This window comes from Thiorhodococcus mannitoliphagus, assembly GCF_010915725.1.
In the GTDB taxonomy this organism is placed as follows: Bacteria; Pseudomonadota; Gammaproteobacteria; order Chromatiales; family Chromatiaceae; genus Thiorhodococcus; species Thiorhodococcus mannitoliphagus.
The window spans coordinates 1-23,453 of sequence record NZ_JAAIJR010000039.1; the positions used below are offsets into that span (position 1 = coordinate 1).

The following is a 23,453-nucleotide window of genomic DNA, read 5'->3' on the forward strand; positions in this document are numbered from 1 at the left end:
TTGTTTCCCGATGCGAGCGATGCCGCCCGAAATCCCCCCTAGCCCCCCTTTGCGAAAGGGGGGAAGTTGTTGATGGACGCTTTCAAAGCTTGCGTGGAGACGGCCCCCCGTCCTCTTAAAGAGCCGGCGGGTATTTCCTTTCCCGGGAATCGCCTAAGAGCGTCTATCCCTGGCTGGCTCAGCCGCCAGCGAGCCCAAGCTAGACCAGCGAGGCACCCAGCACCTGAGCGATGGCGCAGCGACAGGACAGACTCGGCCCCCCCGACGATCAGCTTGGCTCCCTGCATCAGCAAACGCCCGACAAGCTCACCCCCAGCGCGTGGATGCCGCTCAGCGCCGCCGCGTCCCGCCGCCCAGCAGGGAGCCCATGATGCCACGCACCAGTTGGCGCCCGATCTGCGTGCCCAGGGAGCGCATCGCACTGCTCGCGAAGGCCTCGATGGGGCTCTGCCGTCCACTGGAGCGCCCGCTGCTCTGGCGCCGCGCCTTGGACTGGGGCGCAGGCTTATCAGCGCCGCCGAAATCGTCGGAGAGGTCCCGAATCTCGGGCGCGGCGCTGGCCGCTGCCGCCTGCTTGGCGCGCTCCTCGAGGATCTCGTAGGCGGAGACACGGTCCACCGCGGCGTCATAGACACCGCTGACGAGCGATTGCGCCACAACCGCCGCGCGCTCCGCTGCGGTGATAGGCCCGAGGCGGCTGCCTGGCGGCGCGATCAGGACGCGCTGGACCATGCCGGGGATGCCCTCAGCATCGAGGGTCGAGACCAGCGCCTCGCCGACGCCCAAGGCCGTGATGGCCGTCGCGGTATCCAGGTCCGGATTCTGCCGAAAGGTCTCGGCGGCCACGCGCACCGCCTTCTGATCCTTGGGCGTGTAGGCCCTGAGCGCATGCTGCACGCGGTTTCCGAGCTGCCCCAGCACGGCTTCCGGAACATCGAGCGGGTTCTGGGTGACGAAGTAGACGCCCACGCCCTTGGAGCGGATGAGCCGCACCACCTTCTCGATCTTGTCCAGCAGCACCTTGGGCGCGTCATCGAACATCAGATGGGCCTCGTCGAAAAAGAGCACCATCTTGGGTTTGTCCGGATCACCGACCTCGGGGAGTTCCTCGAACAGCTCCGAGAGCAGCCACAGGAGGAAGATGGAGTAGAGCGCCGGGGTGTGGATCAGCTTGTCCGCGGCCAGGACGTTGATGTAGCCGCGACCCTGCTCGTCCGTCTGCATCATGTCCTGAAGCACGAGGGCGGGCTCGCCGAAGAGGCGCTCTCCGCCCTGCTGCTCCAGCACCAGCAGACGCCGCAAGATGGCACCAACGCTCGCCTTGGAGACATTGCCGTAACGGGTTTGAAGCGTGCTGGCATTGTCGGCCACATGGGACAAGAGCGCGCGCAGGTCCTTGAGATCCAGCAGCAGCCAACCATTTTCGTCAGCCAGGTGGAAGGCAATGTTGATGACGCCCTCTTGCACCTCGTTGAGATTCAGCAGGCGAGACAGCAGCATGGGACCCAGCTCGCTCAAGGTGGTGCGGACAGGATGTCCCTGCTCGGCGAGGATGTCCCAGAACATGACGGGATTGGCGCTATAGTCGAAACCCTCCTCCTGCTCGAGCCCCATCTCCGCTGCCCGCTCGGCGACGCGCGCATTGCCACCCCCGGGCTGGCTGATGCCCGAGAGATCGCCCTTGATATCGGCCAGGAAGACGGGGACACCCATGCGACTGAATTGCTCTGCCAGGCGCTGTAGGGTCACGGTCTTGCCCGTTCCGGTCGCCCCGGCGACCAGGCCGTGACGGTTGGCCATGCGCGCGAGGATGGAAATGCCTTGCTCGCCCTGCTTACCGACGAGAATGGAAGTTGTCATTGACAGCACTCCGTGTAGTTCTGGTAACTCGTGTCCGGCCGCGAGTATAACCGTCACCCTTCGCACGCTGCCTGTAGGGCGTATCTTGATCCTGGCGGCCCTGATGTATTCCGATTTCCAATACCGAGAGAGACGACCATGCTGTACAAGAGACTTCGTTGGCTGACACTCCTGCTTGTCGCGCTTCTGCTGACCGTTGGCTGCTCAGAGGCCGCAGGACCGAACCTAAGCGCCGAGGATGCCCTCGCCAAGGCGCAAGCGGGCGAGATCACCCTGATCGACATCCGCACACCCGGCGAGTGGCGTCAGACCGGCATCGCCACGGTAGCCAAGCGGGTCGACATGGCTGACCCCAAGGGCCCCTCCGCTTTTCTGAGCAAGCTGCTCAAGGAAATGGGAGGCGACAAGTCGGCCCCGATCGCCCTGATCTGCCGCACCGGCAACCGCAGCACCTACCTGCAAGAGCAGCTACAATCCATCGGCTTCACCAACGTCTACAACGTGCCCGAGGGCATGGCCGGCAGCAAGGCGGGGCCTGGCTGGATCCGAAGCGGCCTGCCGATGAAACCCTGCTCCGACTGCTGAACCTAAAGGACGGCCGACTCCATGCTGATCCACGTCGACGAGGCGACTCGCAAAGCGGCCAAGGCACCACATGAGCTGGCGATGGTCAATCTCATTGTCTTCAACCTGCTGATCGGCGTGGCCTTGCTGGCGGGATCCATGGCGCAGCCGGATTCGGTGCTCGGACGCTTCAAGTGGGTCGCGATCGCGGCCCCACTGACACTGTCCCTCATGGTGATCGGCCTGACCTGGCTGCGCGCATCACGCCCTGGACGACTGCCTTGGTTCGTCGCCGTCCATTGGCGGCTCTCCGCAGAGCGATACAGGCTGTTGATCGCGGCCTATGTCCTCTGCGGCGGCTTGCTGAGCCTCGGCTGGCTGGGCGCGACGACAGAGGCCGAGATCGCGGCGCAGATCCGCGATCTACCGCCGGCCATGCAGGAAATGCAAAGACACAAACTGGAGTCACAGCACCTCGGCGAAGTCGTTTGGGCGCGCATCGGCGTCGTTCCGCTGCTGATCGCCGTGATGGTCAGCATCATGCTCGAGTCGGGCGCCATCTACCAGGCGGGCCAGGGCGAGGTCTCGGACAGCCTGGCCCGGCGCTTACCGCCACCGACCGGCCTCGAGCGCCTTGATGAGCCCGCGCCGCCATAGCCCATGCGCCAATATCCGCGATGGACAGTCCGCATCCAGCCAATCCGCGGCTGTGCGTCGCTCCGTTTTCCCACACACCAAGCAAAACCAACGCATAGAGGAATCACCATGTCTAAGCTCACCGCCATCACCACAGCGCTCGTGCTCGCTGCAAGCGCAGCCCCCGCCTTCGCGGAGAATCCCAAGGTCGCCATGGACGTCAGCATCGCCGGCGAGCCTGCTGGCACCATCACCCTGGAACTCTTCGCGGATGTCGCACCCAAGACCGCGGAGAATTTCCGCGCGCTCTGCACCGGCGAGAAGGGGGACGACCTGAGCTACGCGGGCAGCCCCTTCCACCGCATCATCCCCGGCTTCATGGTCCAGGGTGGAGATTTCACCAACGGCAACGGCACCGGCGGCAAGTCGATCTACGGGGAGAAGTTCGCCGACGAGAATTTCGATCTCGATTTCACCGGCCCGGGCCAGCTGGCGATGGCCAATGCTGGCCCCAACACCAATGGCTCGCAGTTCTTCATCACCCTTGCAGCGACCCCCTGGCTGAGCGGCAAGCACGTCGTCTTCGGCAAGGTGGTGGACGGCATGGATGTCGTGAAGACCATGGAGCAGCAGGGCTCGCGGTCTGGTCGAACCAGCTCTGAGGTGACGCTCGAGTCCTGTCGTCAGCTCTAAGAAAGCGCTCATCAATTGTTTCCCGATGTGAGCGATCCCGTCCAAAATCCCCCCTGGCCCCCTTTGCGAAAGGGGGGAAGTTGTTGAGGGTCACTTTCTAAGCAGACAAGCCTGCGGCGGCATGCACCTCATAGGTGCATGCCGCGCACCGGAGACGGGCACTTTGTCGATCGGCCTGCGTTTGCTCGCAAGTTGGGAAACCGTCCACAGACGTCACCGGCAGTGGGTGTGATGATGCTTTCCAAGATGACCCAGTCGGAGCCGCTGGCAGCCTTTGCAGCAGGGCTCGGCCATTGACTGATGCCGCTCTGGCCTTGAATTCAGAAACGCCCGGCATGACATTTGCTTTACAGGCGCTACCAAAGCGTTTTCGCACAGACCGAGGATCCAAAGATGCCCTATCGCGATCAAGCTTCAACGCAAAGCAGCGCAGAGCAGCCGTACTTCAGCTCGCATTGGGATCGCGAGCAGCCAGCGTTGCAGCTCCAACCTTGGGCCGAGTCGTACCAAGGTGCGCAGGTCGCCAACCGGTTCGGCAAATTCGAGCGGCAAATAGAGGCCGATGTCCTGAGCAGTCTCAACCCCTTTTGCGGCTGAATCCATTCCGCATCGACATCAGGCGCCGGCCGGCCCTCGCATCCGGCGCCCATTTCGTAAAGACTGTCGCAATGACGCGACGACGCCTTCATGAGCGTTACATCGCGACCATGCTCGGCCCAGACTCGACGCCGGGCCGGCTGAGCACATCAGATCTCACAGGCACCCACAGCACCCGCCGCTGGCGACAGCGTGACCCCATGCTCGCCTAGTCGTCATTCTTGATCCGCAGAAAGCGCGCAAAGCGCGGGATGCCTCGCTCCGTGCGCCCCTGGTATCTGAAGGTGATCAAACTACCGATCGCCGGCGGCGAACGGCGCTCCGCGTCGCTAAAGCCGGTCCCGACACGAAACCGCTGTCCGTCCTCGTCTTCAACGACCAGCGCCCCGAGCATTCCCTGCAGTCGCCCCCGCCCCGGGACATGCCCGACGACGCGTGCCTCAGCATCCAAGTATGACTTGACCTTGAGCAGATACGCCGAGCGACCCGCACGGTAGCGCGCATCGCCCCAGTGGAGCACCAGGCCCTCGCCCCCGCGCGCTTCAACAGCGCGCAGCCGCGCCATGAGGTCCGCGTGATCGCCAACGGCCTGCTGATCGACGGCCGCAAGATAGGCGCTGCCGGATGCCGCAACCACATCCCCGAGCGCGGCCAGCCGAGCGCTGAAGGGGCCGCCAAGCGTCGGCACATCGAAGGCCATGAATCTGACCTTGCGCCACGCATCGGGGTCCGGCTCTAGGCGTCTCACGATGCCGGAGACCCACTCGAAGGCCCCACGACTGCCCCATAGCTCGCCATCCAAGGGGGTCTTCGGAAAGTCGCGCGTAAACCAGCCGGGCGCATGGATCAACGTCCCACCACGACTGATCAGACGCTCGCCATCCCAGTAGGCCCGCACGCCGTCGAGCTTCTCGCTCACCCAGTAGCCGGCGAGATCCATCCCCTCCTGATAGACCGCGGCGAGCATGAGGTCCGGCGGTCGAACAGGGTCGGCTTCGGCGCTCGCGGCATCGCCCCCAAGATCGCTCGCCCCAGCCTGCTCGGGAGTCGATCTATGCTTGCTTGGGTGAGGGTCTGGCTGAGTGACTGCGCCCGCGAAGGGACCCTGCAGAGCGAGCAGAATCGCGAGCCAAGAGCAGTGAGAGGTTGAGATGAGTCGCACGCATGGCCTCCGTTAGAACTTCCCTGGCAGGGAAGACTAGCCGAGAGGGCTTGCGTCGACAACTTATCGTGTAAAACCATCTGTATCAATGACGGCGCGGGAGCTGGAAGCGGCAGCCCTTGGCGCAAGATCAAGCGCTAGCTTGGTCGCGGTCGGCATCGGGTCGTGGAGACCCGCTAACCGCAGCCACCACGCGCTCCATCACCGCCTGATTCAATGCCTCGTAGCTGCGCGCGCCCGGCTCGACGGCGGGTAGGAAGCTGACCTCGATCGGTGCGAAGGCCGTGGGCAACCAGGAGCCGCTAGGCAGGGCCTGCCAGGCGCCCTTGATGGCCACCGGCACGACCGGCACACCCAATTCACGGCTCAAGATGGCGTAGGTCTTACGGAACGGGGCCACGGTGCCGTCTTTACTGCGGGTTCCCTCCGGAAAGAGGATGAGGTTGCAGCCTTGGCGCAGGACCTCCGAGAGGTTCTGTAAGGCGTGCTGGAGATCGCGCTCCAGGTCCAGCACGATGACGTTGTTACGCGCTGCGAGGAAGCGGAGCCAAGGCTTGTTGACGTGCTTGGCCTTGGCGAAGAAATAGGTCCGCTTCATGGTCGCATTGTCCAGGAAGGCGGCGACGAAGAGGCCATCCAGAAAACTCTGATGGTTGGGCGCCAGGATGCAGGAGCCAGCCGGAAGATTCTCCAGCCCCGTGGCACTCAAGCGGAAATAGGCGCGAGCCAGCAGGGCCATGCCGTGGCGCAGCGGATTGTGCGCGGCCCAACTGCGCGGCAAATGGATCTCGCTGCGCTCTTTCAGGATCTCCGCCCACTCCACCACAGAGACGGCCATTTTCGTCTTCTTGTCGCGGATAAAATCGGCAATGCGCTCCACCGTCGGGTGATCCATCAAGGTCTCGTCAGACACACCGACACCAAAGGTGGCCTGCAGGAAGGACTGCAGTCCGACGCGGTCGAGTGAGTCGAGCCCAAGGTCCAGCTCCAGGTGATCGCCGGCATAGACCGCGCAGTCCTTCTGTTGCTGAAGGAATTGTTGAATCGTCTTGTACTCGGGATAGTCCGGCTCCGCGCAGTCAGCCGTTCGGGTCTCGTTCGACGCCACCATGTCGGGCAGCAAGAAGCGCTTCAGCTTACCCAACCGCGTCTTGGGGAGCTCTTCTCCCAGCAAGTGCAGTTTCAGGACCTTCTTGTATGGCGTAACCGCCTTGTTATAGGGCGCCAGTACCTGCTCGTTGAGGGTTTTCTGGAGATCGGCGATGCCCTGTTCCCGTGCCTTGCGGAAGTCCGGCACCACAGCGGCCTCCAGGCTGTCCTGATGCTGGAACACGGCCACTTCACTGATGAGGTCGGTCGAGGCAGAGAGCTTTGCCTCGATCTCGACTGGATTGATGTTCTTGCCGCTGGGCAAGACGATAATCTCCTTCTTGCGACCGGTGACATGCAGGGCGCCCGCCTCGTCCAGATAGCCCAAATCGCCGGTGTGCAACCAGCCGTCCTTGACCACTGCGGCGGTTTCTTCCGGGCGCCTGTAATAGCCCTGCATGACGTTGCGACCACGGGTGATGATCTCGCCATCGACAATGCGCACCTCATTGCAGGACATCGGACGGCCAGCAGCACCGAGTGTGGACTCGCCAGGGCGGGTGAAGGTGATCATGGGTGCCGCCTCGGTCATGCCGAAGCCTTCCAGCACCTCGAAACCGAGGGTCGTCAGATCGCGAAAGACATCCTCATCCAGCTTGGCACCACCGCTGACCAAAAAGCGAATCTGGCCACCAAAACGCGCATGCACCTTGGCGAAGAGTCGTTTGGAGAAGGCACGGGAATTGATCTTGGCGGCCAGTTGGAACAGCAGACGGGTCAGGCGACTGGCATTGATCTTGTCTTTGATCGACTTGGTGATCAGCTGATAGAGGCGCGGCACGCCGATCATGATCGTCACCTGATTGTCGTTCAGCGCCCGCAGCATGTCCTCCGATGCCAGGGACGGCGAAAAGACGCAGGTACCGCCGGTGTATAGCGGCGCCATGAGCGCGCCCAGCAAGGGAAAGATGTGGTGCAGCGGCAGCAGCGCCAGGGTACGTTGCCCGGGGGTGTAGATGGGCACGTCCTCTGAGATCGATTCGAGATTGGCCAGCAGGTTGTCCCAGCTGAGCATGACCCCCTTGGGGCTCCCGGTTGTGCCCGAGGTGTAGATCAGCAGCAGGGTCTTGTCGAGCGCTGGCGCCGGCAAGGGCTCAGCCTTGCGATCGGCAGCAGTCAAATCCAGGTCGTCCAGCACCAGAACCGAAGGCTGATGACCGCTCGCTCCCATGGCTTGAGCCAAGACCTCGTGGGTGCTCTTGGAGCAGAACACCAGCGAAGGTGTGCAGTCACGCAGAATATGGGCGACATCCTCCGCCGAACTCATGAAGTCGATGGGGACCAGGGTGCAGCCCTGCTTCAGGCCCGCGTAGAAGGCGTAGACCCAATCGAGCCGATTTTCGGCGAAGATCGCCACCTTGTCGCAAGGGACTTTGGGAAACTGACGCGACACTGCGTCGATACGCGCGAGCAACTCGCGATAACCGACATGTTGATCCTTCCAAATGAGAGCAGGTACTTGGTGTTGTCCCAGGAGCATAGGTCGCGGTCTTCGTCTGCAATGATGAGTGCCGGATGATAAGCCAAAACGACAATCCGCAATCCCCGCCGGCCGCGCAAGGCGGATTTCGATCGGTAAAACCGGATGGGTGTCGCCTCAGCGGCACCATACTCAGCGGAAGTCAGGCTGGAGTTCAGGCGCGCGGGCTCCGGTCAACCCAGGCCATTCAGCGGACACAGCCTGCATGAACCTTCAGCAGCTCCGATACATCCATGAAGTGGCTCGCCAGAGGCTCAATGTCTCAGCGGCCGCGGAGGCACTCTTCACCTCCCAGCCCGGTGTCTCCAAGCAGATCCGCCAGCTCGAGGACGAGCTTGGAATCGACATCTTCACCCGCCAGGGCAAGCGGCTGGTGGCGATCACCGAACCTGGTCGGGAAGTGCTGGCCATCGCCGCGCGCATGCTGAGGGATCTCGACAATCTCAAGCAGGTGGGCGCGGAGTTCAGCGCGGAGTCGGCGGGCACGCTCGCCATCGCGACCACGCACACTCAGGCTCGCTATGTCCTGCCGCCCGTCATCCAGGCCTTCATCGGCCGCTACCCGGAGGTCGCGCTCTCGCTGCAGCAAGGGAATCCGCCCCAGGTCTGCGAGCTGGTCCGGGCCGGGGAGGCGGATCTGGTCATCGCGACCGAATCCGTGGCCGACTACGCCGAGCTGCTGAGCCTACCCTGCTACGAATGGAATCACTGCGTCATCGCACCGCGCGACCATCCCATTCTGAGCGGCCAGCCGCTGAGCCTGGAGCAGATCGCACACTGGCCGATCGTCACCTACGACTCCGCCTTCACCGGCCGCAATCAGATCAACCGCGCCTTCCAGAGCCACGGGTTGGAGGCGCGCGTCGTGCTCACGGCCTTGGACGCCGACGTCATCAAGACCTATGTGCGCATGGGGCTCGGCATCGGGATCGTGGCGCGCATGGCCTACGATCCCGAGATGGACCTGGGCCTGGGGATGCGCGACGCCAGCCACCTCTTCGACTCCAGCGTCACCCACCTCGGCATCCGCCGCAACGCCTGGCTGCGCGGCTATATCTACGACTTCATCGAGTTCTTCGCCCCCCATCTGACGCGCAAGGTGATCGACCTGGCGATGAGCGGAGACGGCAGCGACTACGCCATCTGAGACCTGCTCATCGACGCGGGGTCGCGAACCAGATGCCCGCAAGGATGAGTGCGATACCGGCGGCATGAAATCCGCCAAGCTGCTCGCCGAGCAACAGCATGGCCAGCAGGGCCCCGAAGGCGGGGATGAGGTGGATGAAGAGCCCGGTGCGGTTGGGCCCCAGCTCCGCGACCGCCCGGTTCCAGAACACATAGGCAAGGACCGAGGGAAAGAGGGCGACGTAGCCGATGGCCGCAAGATTGACGAGACTGAGCTGGATCCGATAACCCTGGCTCAGCTCCCAGAGGTAGAGCGGCAGCAGCGGAATCACGCCGAGGATCATGATGGCCACCAGGAAGGCGAGCGGATCGAGTCCGGCCGGCCGCCAACGCAAAGAGACGGAATAGAGCGCCCATGTCAGCGCCGCCACCAGGATCCAGGCATCGCCCTGGTCCAGCCGCAGATGGACGAGTCGCGCCGGATTTCCCTGGGTTAGGATCAGCACCACGCCGAGCAGCGACAGCAGGATGCCGAATGCCTGAGACACCCGGATACCCTGCCGCAGCAACAGGAAGGAGAAGACAACGATGAGTACCGGACAGGTCGATGTCAGCAGCACCCCATTGGTCGCCGTGGTCGTCTGGAGGCCGAGGTAGAGAAAGGTGTTGTAGCCGCTGATACCCAGCAGGGCGAGCAGGCTCAGCATCCGCCAGTGCCGACGCAGGATCGGCCACTGGGTACGCAAGGCGCCGATGGCGAAGGGAAGCAGGATGAGTGCGGCGAACAGCCAACGCCAGAAGGCCAGCGCAAGCGGGGGAAGCTCCGCATGAAGCGCCCGCCCGAGCACGACGTTCCCCGCCCAGAAGAGCGGCGGCAAGGCTGCCAGCAGCCAGCTAGGCGCGGCCATGGCGCTTCAGGCTCGGGGGCCTTCGACCCAAGAGGATCACTGCCGCTCGGTGCTTGTTGGATCGCAGCGAATGTCCGGTTCCAACATCCCCCACTGGAACGGCGCATGCCTCCCGCACCAGGGCCTGATCGTCGCCGATGAGTGATCTCAAGAAGTCCACCAAGTCTGCCTGCTCCTGACGCTTCAACCCTGGGCGCGAGCATCCCCCATCGAGTCTAAGAAAGCGTTCATCAACAACTTCCCCCCTTTCGCAAAGGGGGGCTAGGGGGGATTTCGGGCGGCATCGCTCGCATCGGGAAATAATTGATGGACACTTTCTAAGGACGACTGACGTCACCAATGACTATCCGAATGGCTGAGGATGCAACTATGATCCTAAGGCGAACTCCGGAAATGACCTTACCTAAAAGGCACGGGTCGGTAGGATGGGCAAAGTCCGCACGCGGGGCTTGAACGTCACCTCGGCGCTGGACGGACGTGCCCATCCTGTAAAGCGCTGAGCTGGAATGATGGGCACGCCCCTCGACCCTCGGCACTCCGAAAGAAGCGCATCGCCAGGGCTTTGCCCATCGGGATCGGAACTGTGGGTATGTTGTTTCCCGGAAATCACCTAAGTCTCCCTCATCTTGCGCGAATCAGCACAAAGAACACTCGGGGAAGCTGCATGGGCCAGGACATCGCCGCATCGCATTTCACCACAGGGGATTTCAATCGCTTCTCCGCGCGCCTGCGCCAGGAGACCAGGCTGCTTGAGACCTGGCTTAAAGAGGGGCGGCTCGACGACAGCGAGCCGACCGTCGGATTCGAACTCGAGGCCTGGCTGGTCGCCCCGGACGCCACGCCCGCCCCAAAGGTCGAGGCACTCTTGGCCCGGCTGCAGGACCCCTTAGTGGTTCCGGAGCTCGCGACCTTCAATGTGGAGTTCAACGGCACCGCCAGGCCGCTCGGCGGCCAGGTCTTCTCCCTGCTCGCGGAGGAACTCACCCAGACACTTGCCCACGCCAACGCATCCGCGGCAGCGCTGGATAGCCGGCTCGCCCTGATCGGGATCCTGCCGACCGTTCGCCCGGAGCATCTGACCGCAGCCTTCATGACGCCGCGCGAGCGCTACCGGGCCTTGAACGAGCAGGTCTTCGCGCTGCGACACAACCGTCCGCTCAAGCTGCTGATCGAGGGACGCGACCGCCTTGAGCTGACCTGGCACGACGTCATGCTCGAGGCCGGCGCCACATCCTTTCAGATCCACCTCAAGGTCCGACCGAGCGAGGCGGCGCGGGTCTACAATGCATCCAAGATCGTCAGCGGCCCCATGGTGGCGATCAGCGCCAATTCGCCCTACCTCTTCGGCCGCGATCTCTGGGACGAGACGCGTATCCCGCTCTTCGAGCAAGCCGTCTCCGTCGGCGGTGCGGTCCTTCAAGAGAGGGTCAGTTTCGGCTTTCGTTACGCCCAGGCGTCGATCTTGGAGACCTTCCAATCCAACATCGACCGCTATCCCATCCTGCTGCCGCATGTGACGGACGATCCCCCCGAACACTTGACCCACCTGCGTCTGCACAACGGCACCATCTGGCGCTGGAATCGCCCCCTAGTCGGGTTCGATCCGGATGGGCGCCCCCATCTGAGAATCGAGCACCGCGTGGTGCCTGCCGGTCCCTCGGTACCCGACGCCATCGCCAATGCGGCCTTCTATTTCGGCATGATGCAGGATCTGGCGCACGCCGAGACACCACCAGAGAGCCAGCTGATGTTCCTGCACGCACAAAAGGGCTTCTACACTTGCGCGCATCGGGGACTGGACGCGGAGATCCCCTGGCTGGACGGCAGAACCTTGCCCGTGGCCCGGATCCTGGAAGAAGACCTGCTCCCGCGCGCCAAGGCTGGCTTGCTGCGCGCTGGTGTCGAGCCCGCCGAGGTCGAGCACTGGCTCGGCATCATCGCCGCCCGGCTGCGCGCTAGACGCACAGGCGCGCGCTGGCAGCGCGCCTGGGTCGAGCGGCATGGGCCTGATATGGCCGGACTGACAACCGCCTATATCGAGCACCAGGCCAGCGGCAAACCCGTACACGCATGGACGCTAGATTGACTCTAGCCAGGCCAGTCCAAAGGCGAGGGGCATAATGAGGGCTCTGGATTTCAATGGCCTGCGTGCTTGTTGGCGCCCCTGAGAGTTTCCACGATAGCGACTACTCGGAGATCAAGGCTTGCACCGAGAGAGCATCCAACTTTCAACAGCGACGCGCGAGGTCCTGGTGGACATCACACCCCAGGTGCGCGCGGTCGTGGAGCGTAGCGACATTCAGAACGGGCTGGTGAACGTCTACGCCCAAGGGGCAACCGCGGCCATCATGATCCAGGAGAACTGGGATGACAGCGTGCAGACGGATGTCGTCGAGCTGCTGCGCAAGCTCATCCCCCGCGGGGTGTGGCGCCACGACGCACAAGACGGTAACGGTGACTCGCATCTCAAGGCCGGGCTGATCGGCCCCTCAGAGAGCATCCCCCTCATCGATGGCCAGCTCGGACTTTCGACCTGGCAAAACATCTTCTTGTGCGAACTCGACGGCCCTCGGCAGACGCGACAGGTCATCTGCACCATCCTGGGCGAGTAGCGCGCCACAATCTTGCGGAAGACGTCGGCGGCCTTCCGGCCCCATAATCATCCGCATCAAGTCATTTCGCGACGGCAAGACCGACACTGACTCCGATGTTGCAAGCGTTCGACACACTGCCCAATGACCTGCTGGAGACGGATAGCCGTGAACTCGGCGCCGTCTTGGGGGCACCGACCCTGATCCACCTGGACGGCGCGCGCGAGCCCCCGCTCTTTGTCTCCGTCCTCATGCATGGCAACGAGACGGTTGGATGGGACGCAATCCGGAGCCTGCTGAGCGAGCGCCTAGAGCGCTTTGGAGAGCTGCGGCTGCCGCGCGCATTGAGTCTCTTCATTGGCAATGTCACGGCGGCGGCGAGTGGCGTCAGACGCCTGCCCGGGCAGCCCGACTACAACCGCGTCTGGCCCGGCAGTCCAGTTGCCCCCACGCTCGAGCACGACCTCATGGCCCGTGTCGTGGCGATCATGGCCGAGCGCGGCGTCTTCGCGAGCTTGGACCTGCACAATAACACCGGCGTCAACCCGCACTACGCCTGCATCAACGTCATCGACAATCGCTTTCTGCGCCTTGCAACGCTCTTCAGCCGAACCGTCGTCTACTTCATCCGGCCAGCCGGCGTGCAGTCGATGGCCATGGCGCGCCTCTGTCCTGCGGTGACGGTGGAATGCGGCAAGGTCGGTGACCAACAGGGTCTGGAGCATGCACGCAGCTTCATCGATGCCGCGCTGCACCTGACAGAGATTCCCGCCGAGCCGCTGGCGCCCCAGGACATCGACCTCTACCACACGGTTGCGCAGGTGCGGGTACCCGAGGATGTGGACTTCAGCTTCTCGGTCGGTGATGGGGAGCTGATCCTCGACCCCGAGCTGGAGCGGATGAATTTCTGCGAGCTGCCGCCGGGGACCCTGTTCGCCACCTGTCGAGGCAACGACGGCATCGGCCTCGATGTCCGTGACGAACTCGGGCAGGACGTCGGCGCACGCTTCTTCAGTCTCGACCAGGGGCAGCTGAGACTGCGTCAGGCGGTGATGCCCTCGATGTTGACACTCGATGAGACGGTCATCCGACAGGACTGCCTCTGCTATTTGATGGAACGCTATGGCAGGCACGTCCCACAGCGCGCTCGATAGATCGGTCAGGTCGACTGGCGGTTCGCGTGGAACAGCGCCGCAGCCGCTCGATTCGGTGGGAGCGGCACCCCGCTGCGCCGCCTTCGCAGACGACTACGGCCGCTGTGCCATGCTCCGGGGCACCGGAATCACGACGTGAGCCTTAGCCGGCCACCTGCTCGGGTGGCGACACACCCTGGGTCCAGGCGCGCAGCTGATACCAGAGACGCCCAAGGTGTTCATGAATGGCATAGGCGCTCGTCGAGAACGCCTTGATCGAGGGCAGCCAGTCCGCGTAGCTCATGTCCTCGCCCCAATCCGGGCGATGCACGAAGGCCGTGGGTGCCGGCGTCACCCGCAGCCCCACCTGCTCAAAGATCGCGACGGCACGCGGCAAGTGCCAGGCATCGCTGACCAGCAAGACGTTGTGGATGCCGTTCTGGGCGAGTAAAGGCGCGGTGAGCGTGGCGTTCTCCCAGGTCGTCCGGCTCTCGGTCTCGGCCGCTGCAACCGGGATTCCGTACTCGGAGATGAGCACCTCGGCCATCAGCCGTCCCACCGGCGCGCCCTCGTCGTGCAGCCGTCCGCCGGTGACATAGACTGGAAGCCCGGTCGCGCGGTGGAGCAAAGCCCCGTAGCGGACGCGGCGCAGGCTGAAATCGTCGAGCGTGTCCCCGCCATACTCCGGGGCGTCCGTGCGACGTCCTGCCCCCAGGATCAGGATGGCCTCCGCAGACGCCGGGACGGCCTCGAGGTTGATGGCCGGGTAGGGCTCGAGCGGACCCATGAGGCTGGTCGCGATCACGGGCAGACACAAGAGTGTCAGGGTCGTGAAGGCCACAAAGGTGAGGAGCCGCGCGGCGACCCCATGCCTCAGCCACAGCGCAAGGGCGAGCATCAGGATGATGACGCCGGGCGGAATCAAGAAGCTCTTGATGATGCTATAAAGCATCAGCCGAGAAGGTCGTCGGCCTGCCGGTCGGCATGGTAGGAGGAGCGCACCATGGCACCGCTCGCGACGTTCGAGAAGCCCATGGCCTCACCCAGCACTCGCAGCTCCTCGAACTCCTCCGGCGTCCAATAGCGCACCACCGGCAGATGCTCGCGGGTCGGCTGCAGATACTGACCCAGCGTCAACATGTCGCAACCCTGATCTCTCAGGTCGCGCATCACCTGCAGCACCTCTTCGCGCCTTTCCCCGAGACCGAGCATGAGCCCGGACTTCGTCGGCACCCGCGGATGGCGCGCCTTGAACCCCGCGAGAAGCCGCAGCGATCCCGCATAGTCGGCACCTGGGCGCGACTGGCGATAGAGTCGCGGCACGGTCTCCAGATTATGATTGAAGACGTCGGGAACGGCGTCCCCTGCGAACTCGTCGAGCGCAAGGGATTCACGGCCGCGAAAATCCGGGACAAGGACTTCCAGCCGAGTCTCCGGATTGCGGATCCGAACGGCGCGCAGACAGGCTGCGAAATGCCCCGCACCTCCGTCGCGCAGATCGTCTCGATCGACCGAGGTGATGACAACGTAGCGTAGTCCCATGGTCGCGATTGAATCGGCGAGATGCTCCGGCTCACTCGGATCGATCGGCTCGGGCCGCCCGTGCGCGACGTCGCAGAAGGGGCAACGTCGGGTGCAGACGTCGCCGAGGATCATGAAGGTCGCGGTGCCGTGATTGAAGCATTCTCCGAGGTTGGGACACATGGCCTCCTCGCACACGGTCGCGAGCTTGGATGCTCGCAGCAGCTTCTTGATCCGCGCAACCCCCGGACCGACCGGCGCCTTGGCGCGGATCCAGCTTGGCTTACGCAGGGGCGGGTCCTGAGACTCCACCTTGACGGGAATGCGCGAGACCTTGTCTTTGCCGCGCTGATGGGTATCTGGTGTCGCGCGCGATGGCGCGCTGAGAGAAGCAGGTTCGGTCATAGAGCCCTTTTTCATCCAACCGCTTGAGCTGGTGTTATGGGGTCTGAGAAGCCGGCTTGCACGCCCTCGATTGACGCAACCAAGGGTGCCGGAAGGATGAGTCCCTCAGTCGGGCAGCACGCGGCCCACCAAGATGTGGAACCAAGGGGTAAACCAGTCGGGATGCAGTTGCAGGGCGCGGCGGATTGCAACCGGTGCCATCCAGCGCCAAGCGCCTATCTCGGTGGGATCTGGGCGCGGATCACCCGCGTAGACACCATGAAAGATATGCAGGTACTCGTGCTCGATCAGGCCCGTCCCGGCGTCCTCGGCGCGATAGACAAGCTCGTCCCGCTCCGCCAGTGGTACCCGGATGCCGAACTCCTCCTTCAAACGCCGACCCGCAGCCATGGGCGTGCTCTCGCCGGGCCGGGGATGACCACAACAGGTGTTCGACCAGCGCGCGGCAAAGTGATATTTGCTGTCCGCGCGGCGCTGGAGCAGCAATTCACCCTCTGCGTTGAACACCAGGATCGAGAACGCCCGGTGCAAATCCCCATCGCGATGGGCCTCGAGCTTACCAGCCACACCAGTGGCGAGGTCCGCGCCGTCGACCACGATGACCTGCTCCATGGCGTCGCGTTGCGCGGCCCGCTCCAGGTCTCCTGCCGCCAGGGGCGGAACGATTTGGGCACTCAAGGTTCACCTCCAGTGCGCTTGTCATCGGATTGCTCGGCTGGCGCCGAATCGGAGGGCTTGCGGAAGGTACGAATCGCCTCCCCAAGCTCTTCATGGGCAATGGCATGCGTGTCGATGTCAACACCCTTCACAATGGCATCCCAGGCCTGGCGGATGCTCGCCGCACCGCCGCGCGGCCCCATAGGATGCCCGAAAACGCCGCGGCCAGGAACAAAACCGAAGTCCGCCGAGCCGAGCTTGCGGTAGAGCGGCTCCAGGGTACCCGCCCAGTCACTGCCGCCAGGAACCGGCAGACTCGGCTTGATCGGCCCCATGGGATCCAGGCAGGCCGCCACGTTATCACACACTTCGTCATCGCTCATGTGCATGCGCGCGCCGAAGCCTGGCATGATGATGACGTCGAACCCAGCAAGCCGCTGCAGCTTGGCAAAGACCTTGGTATGAATGCCAAAGTGGTCCAAACGACTGAAGGGCGCGATGAAGGGAAAATGGGCGATGAGCGGCACGCGAGCGTGCTTGCGGAGCATCCGCACACCGCTCAGGCCAACCGGCATGGCATTCACCAAGACCGCGTTTGCGCCATTGGCGACCGCCACATCATGGAGATCGAGCATCCGATCCACCTCGTCTGTGATATTGGCGAGGTACATCTTGGGGCAGCCGGTCTCCGCCTCTGCGCGCTGCCGCGCTGCCCCAAGCAAGGCAGAGCGTCGCTCGAGCGGGCACCAAGGCGTGTCTGCCAACATTTCGTCGTCCTTGGCGACATCCAGGCCACCCAGCCAGCTTTCGTGGCCGAGGTCGCTAAAGGCCTCCGGCGGCAAGCCGATATTCGGCTTGATCACGCCGAAGAAGATCGGCCGATCATAGGCCTGGAGCAGATCCCGAAAGCCTCGCATTCCAAACTGTGGTCCTTCGAAGGCATCCAGATAGGCATCCGGGAAATGGATGTCGAGCAGCTTGACGACGGGGAGACCAGGGGCGAAAAAGGTGCCCTCGCCGCAGACGGCACTGAGCAGATTTGGGATACGCGGCCCGAAGTTCGCGTGCGGATGTGCGATACGGACACGACAGGCCGTCACCTCACCAGGGGTGCGCTTGCCGATATCGTAACTGAATGAGGTCCTGCCGGAGGCGAGGACTTCCAGGTCGATGACCCTCGCCCCGAACCTTGGCCTCAGATCTTCATCGAAACCGATGCGCCGCCACTGTGCCGTCGACTGCTCCGCGCAAAAATGCGCCGCAGCAAGATCCGGGTCCCCGGAGCACTCGAAGTAATAGTCGAGCCTGATGTAGGCATCTGGATCAAGGGCCTTCGCATCTGCGAAAAACCCTGACCACTCGGCGTCTTTCATGATCTAGGACTCTCCCGCGACCTGCACCCTCAGCTTGCGCGTCTCGCGGGGGCCGTCGAGTTCAATGAAGAAGACCGACTGCCACTCCCCGAGCAGCAGTTTGCCATCGGACACCAAGATCGTCTCCGAGGCGTTCATGAAGAGCCCAATGAGATGCGAATGGGCATTCGGACGTCCGTCGACTGGGTCGAGGTCGTGACGATAGCCGCGCCCGGGCGGCGCCACCTCTGTCAAAAACTCCAGCATATCTTGCTGGAGCTTCGGCTCTCTCTCATTGAGCGCCACGAAGGCTGTGGTGTGCGCCGAGGTCACGGTCACCTGACCATTACGCACCGCGCAGTGCTCGAAGACACCGCGAACGCGCTCCGAAACATCAATGATCTGAATCGACGCCTCGGTCGGAATGATCAAGCTCTCGCAATGAAACCGCATTTCGGACGCTCGATGTTTCTGCCGCTCAAATAGCAACGGGCGGGGCGAGAATCTGTCTCTCCCCCCGCCCGTCGGGACACTCGACTGTCGGACTTACTTTCCCGCCGGAAGGGCGTTCATGCCTTGAATCATCTCTACGGGCTTGTAATCCGGGCCTTGCAGCCAATCGAACCCATCGGAATACAACAGCATGTAATGGATCGCCAGCGCAAGCAAAAATAGGAAAGCGAACAGGCCGATCAGCGCGGTGCGCGGATCGAACATCAGCCAAATCTTGTGCATCTAGATGTCTCCTGAGCAAAGTACGGGACGCCGGTGATTGGCTCACCGGCACCCCGTCTTTAGATCCGCCACGCGGCGGATACTTGGCAATTACAGCCAGGGACGCCAGAGCCAAGCAAGGATGTGCGCGATGATGACGATGCCGAAAAACATGGTCATGCTCTGCACGAAGATCGCGTGAAACTCTTTTGCCTCTTCGTCGGTCAGTCCGGTCATGCTCTTATCAGCCATTGAAGTACCCTCAATATCTTTTGTTTGACCTGTCGGTCGTTACCGCGATGCCTCGCGGCCAGGATCACTTTGGCGCGTCAGAGAGCCCTTTGAAGGCGCCTCGGACGCAACCTACACCTGAAGTGTTCTCAGGAGCCACTCAGCCAATTGAAGGCCGGGCTGCTAAGCAGGATGAAGTGAATCAACAGGCCCAGCACGAACAGGAAGCCGAACAGGGCAACTAGGGTCCTACGCGGATCAAAGATCAGCCATAACTTATGCATGTGTATTCTCCGGTCTCTTACTGGTGGGCGCTGCTGTTTACAACAATCGCCCGGTCGGTCACTAACACAAAAACCCTAGGCTATTACAGCCAAGGACGCCACAACCACACGAGGACGTGTGCAACCACGACGATCCCCGTGAACGCGACGAAACTGGACACGAAGATGCCGTGGAATTCCTTGGCCTCGTCTTCAGTGAGTCCAGACATCGAGCGGTTCTCGCTAGCCATTGTATATCTCTCACAGATTGTCAGGATGGCTTAAACGATTCAGTCACTTACCATGCGCCAGCCGATGAATGCGGTCTTTGCCATTCCGGCCAGCTCTGCAGCGCCGTCATCCGTGTGGCACCGCGCGGGCTTCCCTGCCCAACTTCTATCCGATGGCTACAGCTTTTGCTGAGCAGGTGCTGCGTCTTCTACAGGTGCCGGCTCTACTGGCGCCGCTTCCGCAGCCTTGGGCGTGCCATAGAGACCTGGATAGTCTTTCGCCATCTGCGCACCATACAGCGGCTTATACACCCCTTGGTGGCAAGTCATACAGCTCACCTTGAAGGGGTCGCCGTAGGGACCTTTACGCGACGCAGGAAGGACATCGTTCAACGGCCAGATGTAGTTCTGGTTGATATCACGCACGTGGCGGATGGCATACCAGGCAGTCGTCCGTTTAGGCGTACTCTGATCCCAAGCGAAGAAGGACCGCGTGTTGTGGCAGAAGGTGCAGTTCACGCCGAGCGAGTCGGAGATCTGCATCATCAAACCGTAGGTCCACTCCGCCTGCTTAAGCGACGTCCGGTTGCCCGAGGGCAAGGCAGTCTGACCAATCACGCGGATCTCATTCGCCTGATCTAGGAACGGCGTGTAGGGATCATAGGGCAGCGACGCATAAGCGACCGTCGACGAAGCATAGTTCTGACCAGTCGGCTGCATGCCAGACGGCTGCCCCGGACCCGGATCGGTGGTCCACACATACTGCGGAACCGGATTGCCACGGTGACAGGTATAGCAGGTCACGCCAGTTGCCGCGACATGGTCTTTCCAGTCGGCGTTGGTGTTTCTGGTCAGCTCGAACATGCGACGTGAAACGACCTTGGTGTAAATGTCGTCCGACGCCCAGTTACCTGGGACATGGCAGTAGTTACAGCCTTCCTTTGGAGACACCCAGGTCGTCACGGCAACCATGGTCCGCGTGAACTCCGCGACTGTCAGATCGCCAAGGACCTGAACATTCTCGTAGACATCCGAGACCTTAGCACCACCCTCGGCAGCTGCCGGGATCGCCGCAGGCGGCATGTTCGCCTTGAGGCTAGCCTCGAGCAGACGTGGATTATAGTTCTGCTCCATGGCCAGGCCACGATAGCCGTTCTGCACGACTTCTGGCGGCGGACGCTCACAACCGATCAGCACGACAGAGGCAACGACCGCAGCTAGGGGGATCGAAACATTCTTGCCGATATTCATTGTGCCACCCCCGTTGCGTACGGATCGACAACGTTCACTTCCGACGGGTAGTTCGGAGCAACACCGTGCTTCACGGCCCAGAGGTACCAGTTCTCAACGACAGTACCTGTGAGCAAGATGCCGATACCAGCGGTAATCACCGTCAAGACCGCGAACCACCAAGCCCAGCGGTGGATGGATTCCATGGAAGCATTGAAGCCCATGGTCCAGCGCCAGAAGATGGCCGCACGCTCAGCCGCCGTACCGCGATCGGTGATCTGATCGATCTCGCGGTCACCACCGAAGCGGCTAACAGCCAGAATGGTCGCACCATGCATGGCGAACAGCAGGGCAGAGCCATAGAGGAAGGCGATCGACAGCATGTGGAACGGGTTGTAGTACAGGTTGCCGTAGCGAATCGAGAAAGCTGCCGTCCAGTCCAAATGAGGGAAGACGCCGAAGGGGACCGCTTCTGCCCAGCTGCCCATCATCAGGGGGCGGATGAAACCGAGGCTGAGATAGAAGAAGATCGCCGCAGCAAAGGCCCACGACAGGTGCTGACTCATCCCAAGGGCTTCTGCACGCTTATAGGTACGCACCCACCAAAGCAGAATGGACGCCGTCAGGAACCCACCAGCGATCAGCCACCAACCGCCCTCAGAGAGAGGAGGAATGGTCAGACCATACTGTGGTGCCGGCGGCTCGAGTGCTAGCCAGAAGAAGTGCTTCAGGAACTGGATGACACTCCAGTCGACCGAGGCCAGCATGTTGAAGCCGATGATGAAAAGGGCCGCGAAGCCAAAGATCAGCGACAGCGTTCCCGTAAAGCCGAGGTAGATCGGGCCGATCTGAGCGTCACCAATCTTTCCAAGCCAGTAGGAAAAGATCGGATTGCCGATGCGTGGCAGATGGCCTTTCGGCAGCGGCACACCGGGATAAGCCGGAGAGCGCACCTGCACGCTATTAAATATGTTCTGATATTCGGGCATTGTAGTCTCCTAGATCCTACCAGAGCGGGAGCTCAAGCCACCAGTTCCACCATTCCGGCCAACCGCGGGTCCAGAAGGGGCCACTGATCACGATACAAACCGCGCTCCAGAACACCGCGCTCAGAGCCAAGAAGAGGCCGAGACGATGGATAGCGAGTGCACCGATTGAGTAGCCGACGATATCGCGGAAGAAGGTGTTTTCGTGCTCACTGGTCTTAACCTCTTCGCCCTTCTGCGGATTCGTCACCGACAGGATCAAGGACCCATGCATGGACAAGGCTAAGCAGTTGGTGAAGAAGAACGTGATCGCAAGCATGTGGGCCGGGTTGTAATGGAAGTGCAGGAATTGATATCCCACATTCGAAACCCAATCCAGGTGACTGAGGATGCCGTAAGGGAAACCGTGACCCCAAGCACCGAGCAGGACCGGACGGACCACCACGAGCACCAGGTAGGCGCCAATGGCGAACGCGAAGGCGAATGGAATGTGAAAGCCGATGCCGAGCTTCCGGCAAATCTCGACTTCTCGTAGCGCCCAACAGATAAAGGCACCGGCCGCGCAGATCGTGATGATCTGCCACAATCCACCCTCAGTGAGTGGCGCCATCCCTAAACCGTAGCTAAGATCAGGGGGAGCGATGCTGATCTGCCAAATATTGTAGGTCTGGAGTTCGGCGTTAGGTTGGATGGTCGCACCCCAAACGATCAGGAGTACGCCCAACAGCGTAAAGAAGGCACCCGCGACTCCGAAGAAGCCGACGTAGAACGGCCCCACCCAGAAGTCGAATAGGTCTCCCCCTATCAGCGTCCCGCCACGGACGCGGTATTTTCTCTCAAAACTGAGCATGGCCATCGTAAAATCCTCTGCTGGGGAGGCATTCCAGATGGCTGCCTCCTCTTAGCACTGTCAGCGGCAGGTGAGACCTGTCGCGCCGACAGGCCTCACCTACCACCCCCAAAAAGGACGCGATTACCTTTGGGGGACAACCGACGTCACTTGCTGGACCGAAGCGGCGGGAACGCCATCTTCCAGCCAGTTGAATTCGGCGGTGCTCAGCAGAATCATGTGGATGGCAATACCAAGAATGGTCAGGAACACAGCCAAACCGATCAGGACACGGCGAGGATCGATCAGCAGCCACATTTTCCAGAGATCAGGTGACATCATCATTCTCCTAGAGATAAATAGATACGGGACTCATACAGAAAGGTTGACCACGACTTAGGTCAACATTTAACCCAATCTGATTACAGCCAGGGGCGCCACAGCCAAGCCAGGATGTGCGCAATGATGACGATCCCGAAGAATGCCGTCATGCTCTGCACGAAGATGCCATGGAACTCTTGTGCTTCTTGCTCGGTCAGACCAGTCATGCTCTTGTCAGCCATTTGTCAATCCTCCGAATCTGGGGATAAAGCGTTAAGTTAAGCCACACTAGCCCGTGCGGCGTGGGGCGCCGTGAACCAACCCGATCACGGCCGAGAAGACACCCGATACACAGGGGCACACTCTCTTCAAACTGAGCCCGCCCTGGGCCCGGAACTGCTTGAGCGCCTTACCTGGCCCTCAATCTAAAGACAACTTCTGCACTACAGTGGCTCTCATTCCCTAGCGGCCACTTAGCACCTCGTTAGCGCAACGGGGTGCCTAAATCTGTGGTGTCAGTCTAGCTTGACTGACACAGATGTCAATCTACATTTACACTCAATTTGGGCGAGAACTGATCAAGGACAGGACTGCCGCTTTGCGGCGCAAAGACCGCCTCGCGACGCGCTCGACGGAGCATGATCCGGCTTCGACTCATGCCCGAAATCCGCCCTTTCGACCGTCGCCCCCAAATCCCTCCGAGGCCTGATGCCTCGCCCGAGATGTGACTTCCATCACGCCGGGCGGAATGCTGACACAGGACTCGGAGCGCCTGAAGTCCTTGATGGAGTTCTACTTGAGCCCCGTCAGGAAATG

General features: G+C 62.0%; 27 protein-coding genes. 9 read left to right on the forward strand and 18 right to left on the reverse strand.

Annotation, left to right across the window (positions count from 1 at the left end; translation table 11 throughout):
- Positions 1-330: 330 nt before the first annotated feature.
- Positions 331-1,860 (reverse strand): helicase HerA-like domain-containing protein, encoded by a 1,530-nt coding sequence (locus G3480_RS11225; RefSeq protein WP_164653984.1) that lies wholly within the window; start codon positions 1,858-1,860, stop codon positions 331-333.
- Positions 1,861-1,998: 138 nt separating this feature from the next.
- Here G3480_RS11225 and G3480_RS11230 point away from each other — a divergent pair, with 138 nt between their 5' ends.
- From G3480_RS11230 to G3480_RS11250, 5 genes are all read left to right on the forward strand, one after another.
- Positions 1,999-2,445: a rhodanese-like domain-containing protein gene (locus G3480_RS11230; RefSeq protein WP_164653985.1), complete on the forward strand. Its 447-nt coding sequence runs from the start codon at positions 1,999-2,001 to the stop codon at positions 2,443-2,445.
- Positions 2,446-2,466: 21 nt separating this feature from the next.
- Entirely contained in the window at positions 2,467-3,081 is a 615-nt protein-coding gene (locus G3480_RS11235; RefSeq protein WP_164653986.1) for a hypothetical protein, read from the forward strand.
- Between the two features lie 108 nt (positions 3,082-3,189).
- Positions 3,190-3,753, forward strand: coding sequence for a peptidylprolyl isomerase (locus G3480_RS11240; RefSeq protein WP_164653987.1), 564 nt, complete (start codon positions 3,190-3,192; stop codon positions 3,751-3,753).
- Between the two features lie 393 nt (positions 3,754-4,146).
- Positions 4,147-4,350 (forward strand): hypothetical protein, encoded by a 204-nt coding sequence (locus G3480_RS11245; RefSeq protein ID WP_164653988.1) that lies wholly within the window; start codon positions 4,147-4,149, stop codon positions 4,348-4,350.
- A gap of 71 nt (positions 4,351-4,421) precedes the next feature.
- Entirely contained in the window at positions 4,422-4,562 is a 141-nt protein-coding gene (locus tag G3480_RS11250) for a hypothetical protein (RefSeq protein WP_164653989.1), read from the forward strand.
- Here G3480_RS11250 and G3480_RS11255 read toward each other — a convergent pair.
- A complete protein-coding gene (locus tag G3480_RS11255; protein WP_164653990.1) occupies positions 4,559-5,512 on the reverse strand; it encodes a DNA ligase in 954 nt (317 codons plus the stop codon). The genes G3480_RS11250 and G3480_RS11255 overlap by 4 nt on opposite strands.
- 130 nt (positions 5,513-5,642) lie before the next feature.
- Positions 5,643-8,141 (reverse strand): AMP-binding protein, encoded by a 2,499-nt coding sequence (locus G3480_RS11260; protein ID WP_164653991.1) that lies wholly within the window; start codon positions 8,139-8,141, stop codon positions 5,643-5,645.
- Positions 8,142-8,346: 205 nt separating this feature from the next.
- On the opposite strand from G3480_RS11260, the gene cysB reads away from it, so the two are divergent.
- Positions 8,347-9,288 (forward strand): HTH-type transcriptional regulator CysB, encoded by a 942-nt coding sequence (gene cysB, locus G3480_RS11265; protein WP_164653992.1) that lies wholly within the window; start codon positions 8,347-8,349, stop codon positions 9,286-9,288.
- A gap of 7 nt (positions 9,289-9,295) precedes the next feature.
- Here the strand turns inward: cysB and G3480_RS11270 are convergent, their stop codons facing one another.
- Positions 9,296-10,174, reverse strand: coding sequence for a DMT family transporter (locus tag G3480_RS11270; protein WP_164653993.1), 879 nt, complete (start codon positions 10,172-10,174; stop codon positions 9,296-9,298).
- A 664-nt stretch (positions 10,175-10,838) separates the two neighbouring features.
- On the opposite strand from G3480_RS11270, the gene G3480_RS11275 reads away from it, so the two are divergent.
- The 3 genes from G3480_RS11275 to G3480_RS11285 all read left to right on the forward strand — a co-directional run bounded on the left by G3480_RS11275 (position 10,839) and on the right by G3480_RS11285 (position 13,919).
- The gene (locus G3480_RS11275; RefSeq protein ID WP_164653994.1) at positions 10,839-12,260 is read left to right on the forward strand and encodes a glutamate-cysteine ligase family protein; all 1,422 of its coding nucleotides are present in this window, start codon (positions 10,839-10,841) and stop codon (positions 12,258-12,260) included.
- Positions 12,261-12,378: 118 nt separating this feature from the next.
- On the forward strand, positions 12,379-12,786 hold the full coding sequence (locus G3480_RS11280; protein WP_164653995.1) for a secondary thiamine-phosphate synthase enzyme YjbQ: 408 nt from the start codon (positions 12,379-12,381) through the stop codon (positions 12,784-12,786).
- Between the two features lie 95 nt (positions 12,787-12,881).
- Complete coding sequence (locus G3480_RS11285; protein ID WP_164653996.1) at positions 12,882-13,919, forward strand: M14 family metallopeptidase; 1,038 nt, start codon at positions 12,882-12,884, stop codon at positions 13,917-13,919.
- Positions 13,920-14,061: 142 nt separating this feature from the next.
- Here the strand turns inward: G3480_RS11285 and G3480_RS11290 are convergent, their stop codons facing one another.
- The 14 genes from G3480_RS11290 to pufB (G3480_RS11355) all read right to left on the reverse strand — a co-directional run bounded on the left by G3480_RS11290 (position 14,062) and on the right by pufB (G3480_RS11355) (position 22,879).
- Complete coding sequence (locus G3480_RS11290) at positions 14,062-14,850, reverse strand: YdcF family protein (RefSeq protein WP_164653997.1); 789 nt, start codon at positions 14,848-14,850, stop codon at positions 14,062-14,064.
- The gene (gene lipA / locus G3480_RS11295) at positions 14,850-15,824 is read right to left on the reverse strand and encodes a lipoyl synthase (RefSeq protein WP_164653998.1); all 975 of its coding nucleotides are present in this window, start codon (positions 15,822-15,824) and stop codon (positions 14,850-14,852) included. Before lipA ends, G3480_RS11290 begins: the two co-directional genes overlap by 1 nt.
- 105 nt (positions 15,825-15,929) lie before the next feature.
- Positions 15,930-16,502: an isopentenyl-diphosphate Delta-isomerase gene (idi, locus tag G3480_RS11300; protein WP_164653999.1), complete on the reverse strand. Its 573-nt coding sequence runs from the start codon at positions 16,500-16,502 to the stop codon at positions 15,930-15,932.
- Positions 16,499-17,854: a RuBisCO large subunit C-terminal-like domain-containing protein gene (locus G3480_RS11305; RefSeq protein ID WP_164654000.1), complete on the reverse strand. Its 1,356-nt coding sequence runs from the start codon at positions 17,852-17,854 to the stop codon at positions 16,499-16,501. The genes idi and G3480_RS11305 overlap by 4 nt, the downstream gene beginning before the upstream one ends.
- Positions 17,855-17,857: 3 nt before the next feature.
- Positions 17,858-18,286, reverse strand: coding sequence for a secondary thiamine-phosphate synthase enzyme YjbQ (locus tag G3480_RS11310; protein ID WP_164654001.1), 429 nt, complete (start codon positions 18,284-18,286; stop codon positions 17,858-17,860).
- A 93-nt stretch (positions 18,287-18,379) separates the two neighbouring features.
- The gene (pufA, locus tag G3480_RS11315) at positions 18,380-18,568 is read right to left on the reverse strand and encodes a light-harvesting antenna LH1, alpha subunit (protein WP_164654002.1); all 189 of its coding nucleotides are present in this window, start codon (positions 18,566-18,568) and stop codon (positions 18,380-18,382) included.
- 90 nt (positions 18,569-18,658) lie between these two features.
- Positions 18,659-18,799: a light-harvesting antenna LH1, beta subunit gene (gene pufB, locus G3480_RS11320; protein ID WP_164654003.1), complete on the reverse strand. Its 141-nt coding sequence runs from the start codon at positions 18,797-18,799 to the stop codon at positions 18,659-18,661.
- Positions 18,800-18,927: 128 nt separating this feature from the next.
- Complete coding sequence (gene pufA, locus G3480_RS11325) at positions 18,928-19,062, reverse strand: light-harvesting antenna LH1, alpha subunit (protein ID WP_081763610.1); 135 nt, start codon at positions 19,060-19,062, stop codon at positions 18,928-18,930.
- Positions 19,063-19,145: 83 nt separating this feature from the next.
- Positions 19,146-19,292: a light-harvesting antenna LH1, beta subunit gene (gene pufB / locus G3480_RS11330; protein WP_164654004.1), complete on the reverse strand. Its 147-nt coding sequence runs from the start codon at positions 19,290-19,292 to the stop codon at positions 19,146-19,148.
- Between the two features lie 156 nt (positions 19,293-19,448).
- Complete coding sequence (pufC, locus tag G3480_RS11335; RefSeq protein WP_164654005.1) at positions 19,449-20,522, reverse strand: photosynthetic reaction center cytochrome PufC; 1,074 nt, start codon at positions 20,520-20,522, stop codon at positions 19,449-19,451.
- Positions 20,519-21,490 (reverse strand): photosynthetic reaction center subunit M, encoded by a 972-nt coding sequence (gene pufM, locus G3480_RS11340; RefSeq protein ID WP_164654006.1) that lies wholly within the window; start codon positions 21,488-21,490, stop codon positions 20,519-20,521. Before pufM ends, pufC begins: the two co-directional genes overlap by 4 nt.
- Before the next feature lie 16 nt (positions 21,491-21,506).
- A complete protein-coding gene (gene pufL, locus G3480_RS11345) occupies positions 21,507-22,343 on the reverse strand; it encodes a photosynthetic reaction center subunit L (protein ID WP_164654007.1) in 837 nt (278 codons plus the stop codon).
- A 117-nt stretch (positions 22,344-22,460) separates the two neighbouring features.
- The gene (gene pufA, locus G3480_RS11350) at positions 22,461-22,655 is read right to left on the reverse strand and encodes a light-harvesting antenna LH1, alpha subunit (protein ID WP_420824619.1); all 195 of its coding nucleotides are present in this window, start codon (positions 22,653-22,655) and stop codon (positions 22,461-22,463) included.
- Positions 22,656-22,738: 83 nt separating this feature from the next.
- Positions 22,739-22,879, reverse strand: a complete 141-nt coding sequence (gene pufB / locus G3480_RS11355; protein ID WP_164453637.1) for a light-harvesting antenna LH1, beta subunit — start codon at positions 22,877-22,879, stop codon at positions 22,739-22,741.
- Positions 22,880-23,453: the final 574 nt, after the last annotated feature.

Bases quoted from the DNA above. Each gene is read 5' to 3' on its own strand.
- pufB (WP_164453637.1), bottom strand. From the start codon at position 22,879: ATGGCTGACAAGAGCATGACTGGTCTGACCGAGCAAGAAGCACAAGAG.
- G3480_RS11225 (WP_164653984.1), bottom strand. From the start codon at position 1,860: ATGACAACTTCCATTCTCGTCGGTAAGCAGGGCGAGCAAGGCATTTCC.
- pufB (WP_164654004.1), bottom strand. From the start codon at position 19,292: ATGGCTAGCGAGAACCGCTCGATGTCTGGACTCACTGAAGACGAGGCC.
- G3480_RS11290 (WP_164653997.1), bottom strand. From the start codon at position 14,850: ATGCTTTATAGCATCATCAAGAGCTTCTTGATTCCGCCCGGCGTCATC.
- G3480_RS11235 (WP_164653986.1), top strand. From the start codon at position 2,467: ATGCTGATCCACGTCGACGAGGCGACTCGCAAAGCGGCCAAGGCACCA.
- G3480_RS11305 (WP_164654000.1), bottom strand. From the start codon at position 17,854: ATGAAAGACGCCGAGTGGTCAGGGTTTTTCGCAGATGCGAAGGCCCTT.
- pufL (WP_164654007.1), bottom strand. From the start codon at position 22,343: ATGGCCATGCTCAGTTTTGAGAGAAAATACCGCGTCCGTGGCGGGACG.
- G3480_RS11310 (WP_164654001.1), bottom strand. From the start codon at position 18,286: ATGCGGTTTCATTGCGAGAGCTTGATCATTCCGACCGAGGCGTCGATT.
- G3480_RS11285 (WP_164653996.1), top strand. From the start codon at position 12,882: ATGTTGCAAGCGTTCGACACACTGCCCAATGACCTGCTGGAGACGGAT.
- G3480_RS11240 (WP_164653987.1), top strand. From the start codon at position 3,190: ATGTCTAAGCTCACCGCCATCACCACAGCGCTCGTGCTCGCTGCAAGC.
- pufA (WP_164654002.1), bottom strand. From the start codon at position 18,568: ATGCACAAGATTTGGCTGATGTTCGATCCGCGCACCGCGCTGATCGGC.
- pufM (WP_164654006.1), bottom strand. From the start codon at position 21,490: ATGCCCGAATATCAGAACATATTTAATAGCGTGCAGGTGCGCTCTCCG.
- G3480_RS11250 (WP_164653989.1), top strand. From the start codon at position 4,422: ATGACGCGACGACGCCTTCATGAGCGTTACATCGCGACCATGCTCGGC.
- G3480_RS11270 (WP_164653993.1), bottom strand. From the start codon at position 10,174: ATGGCCGCGCCTAGCTGGCTGCTGGCAGCCTTGCCGCCGCTCTTCTGG.
- pufA (WP_420824619.1), bottom strand. From the start codon at position 22,655: ATGTCACCTGATCTCTGGAAAATGTGGCTGCTGATCGATCCTCGCCGT.
- cysB (WP_164653992.1), top strand. From the start codon at position 8,347: ATGAACCTTCAGCAGCTCCGATACATCCATGAAGTGGCTCGCCAGAGG.
- G3480_RS11275 (WP_164653994.1), top strand. From the start codon at position 10,839: ATGGGCCAGGACATCGCCGCATCGCATTTCACCACAGGGGATTTCAAT.
- lipA (WP_164653998.1), bottom strand. From the start codon at position 15,824: ATGACCGAACCTGCTTCTCTCAGCGCGCCATCGCGCGCGACACCAGAT.
- pufC (WP_164654005.1), bottom strand. From the start codon at position 20,522: ATGAATATCGGCAAGAATGTTTCGATCCCCCTAGCTGCGGTCGTTGCC.
- pufA (WP_081763610.1), bottom strand. From the start codon at position 19,062: ATGCATAAGTTATGGCTGATCTTTGATCCGCGTAGGACCCTAGTTGCC.
- G3480_RS11245 (WP_164653988.1), top strand. From the start codon at position 4,147: ATGCCCTATCGCGATCAAGCTTCAACGCAAAGCAGCGCAGAGCAGCCG.
- G3480_RS11260 (WP_164653991.1), bottom strand. From the start codon at position 8,141: ATGCTCCTGGGACAACACCAAGTACCTGCTCTCATTTGGAAGGATCAA.
- G3480_RS11230 (WP_164653985.1), top strand. From the start codon at position 1,999: ATGCTGTACAAGAGACTTCGTTGGCTGACACTCCTGCTTGTCGCGCTT.
- pufB (WP_164654003.1), bottom strand. From the start codon at position 18,799: ATGGCTGATAAGAGCATGACCGGACTGACCGACGAAGAGGCAAAAGAG.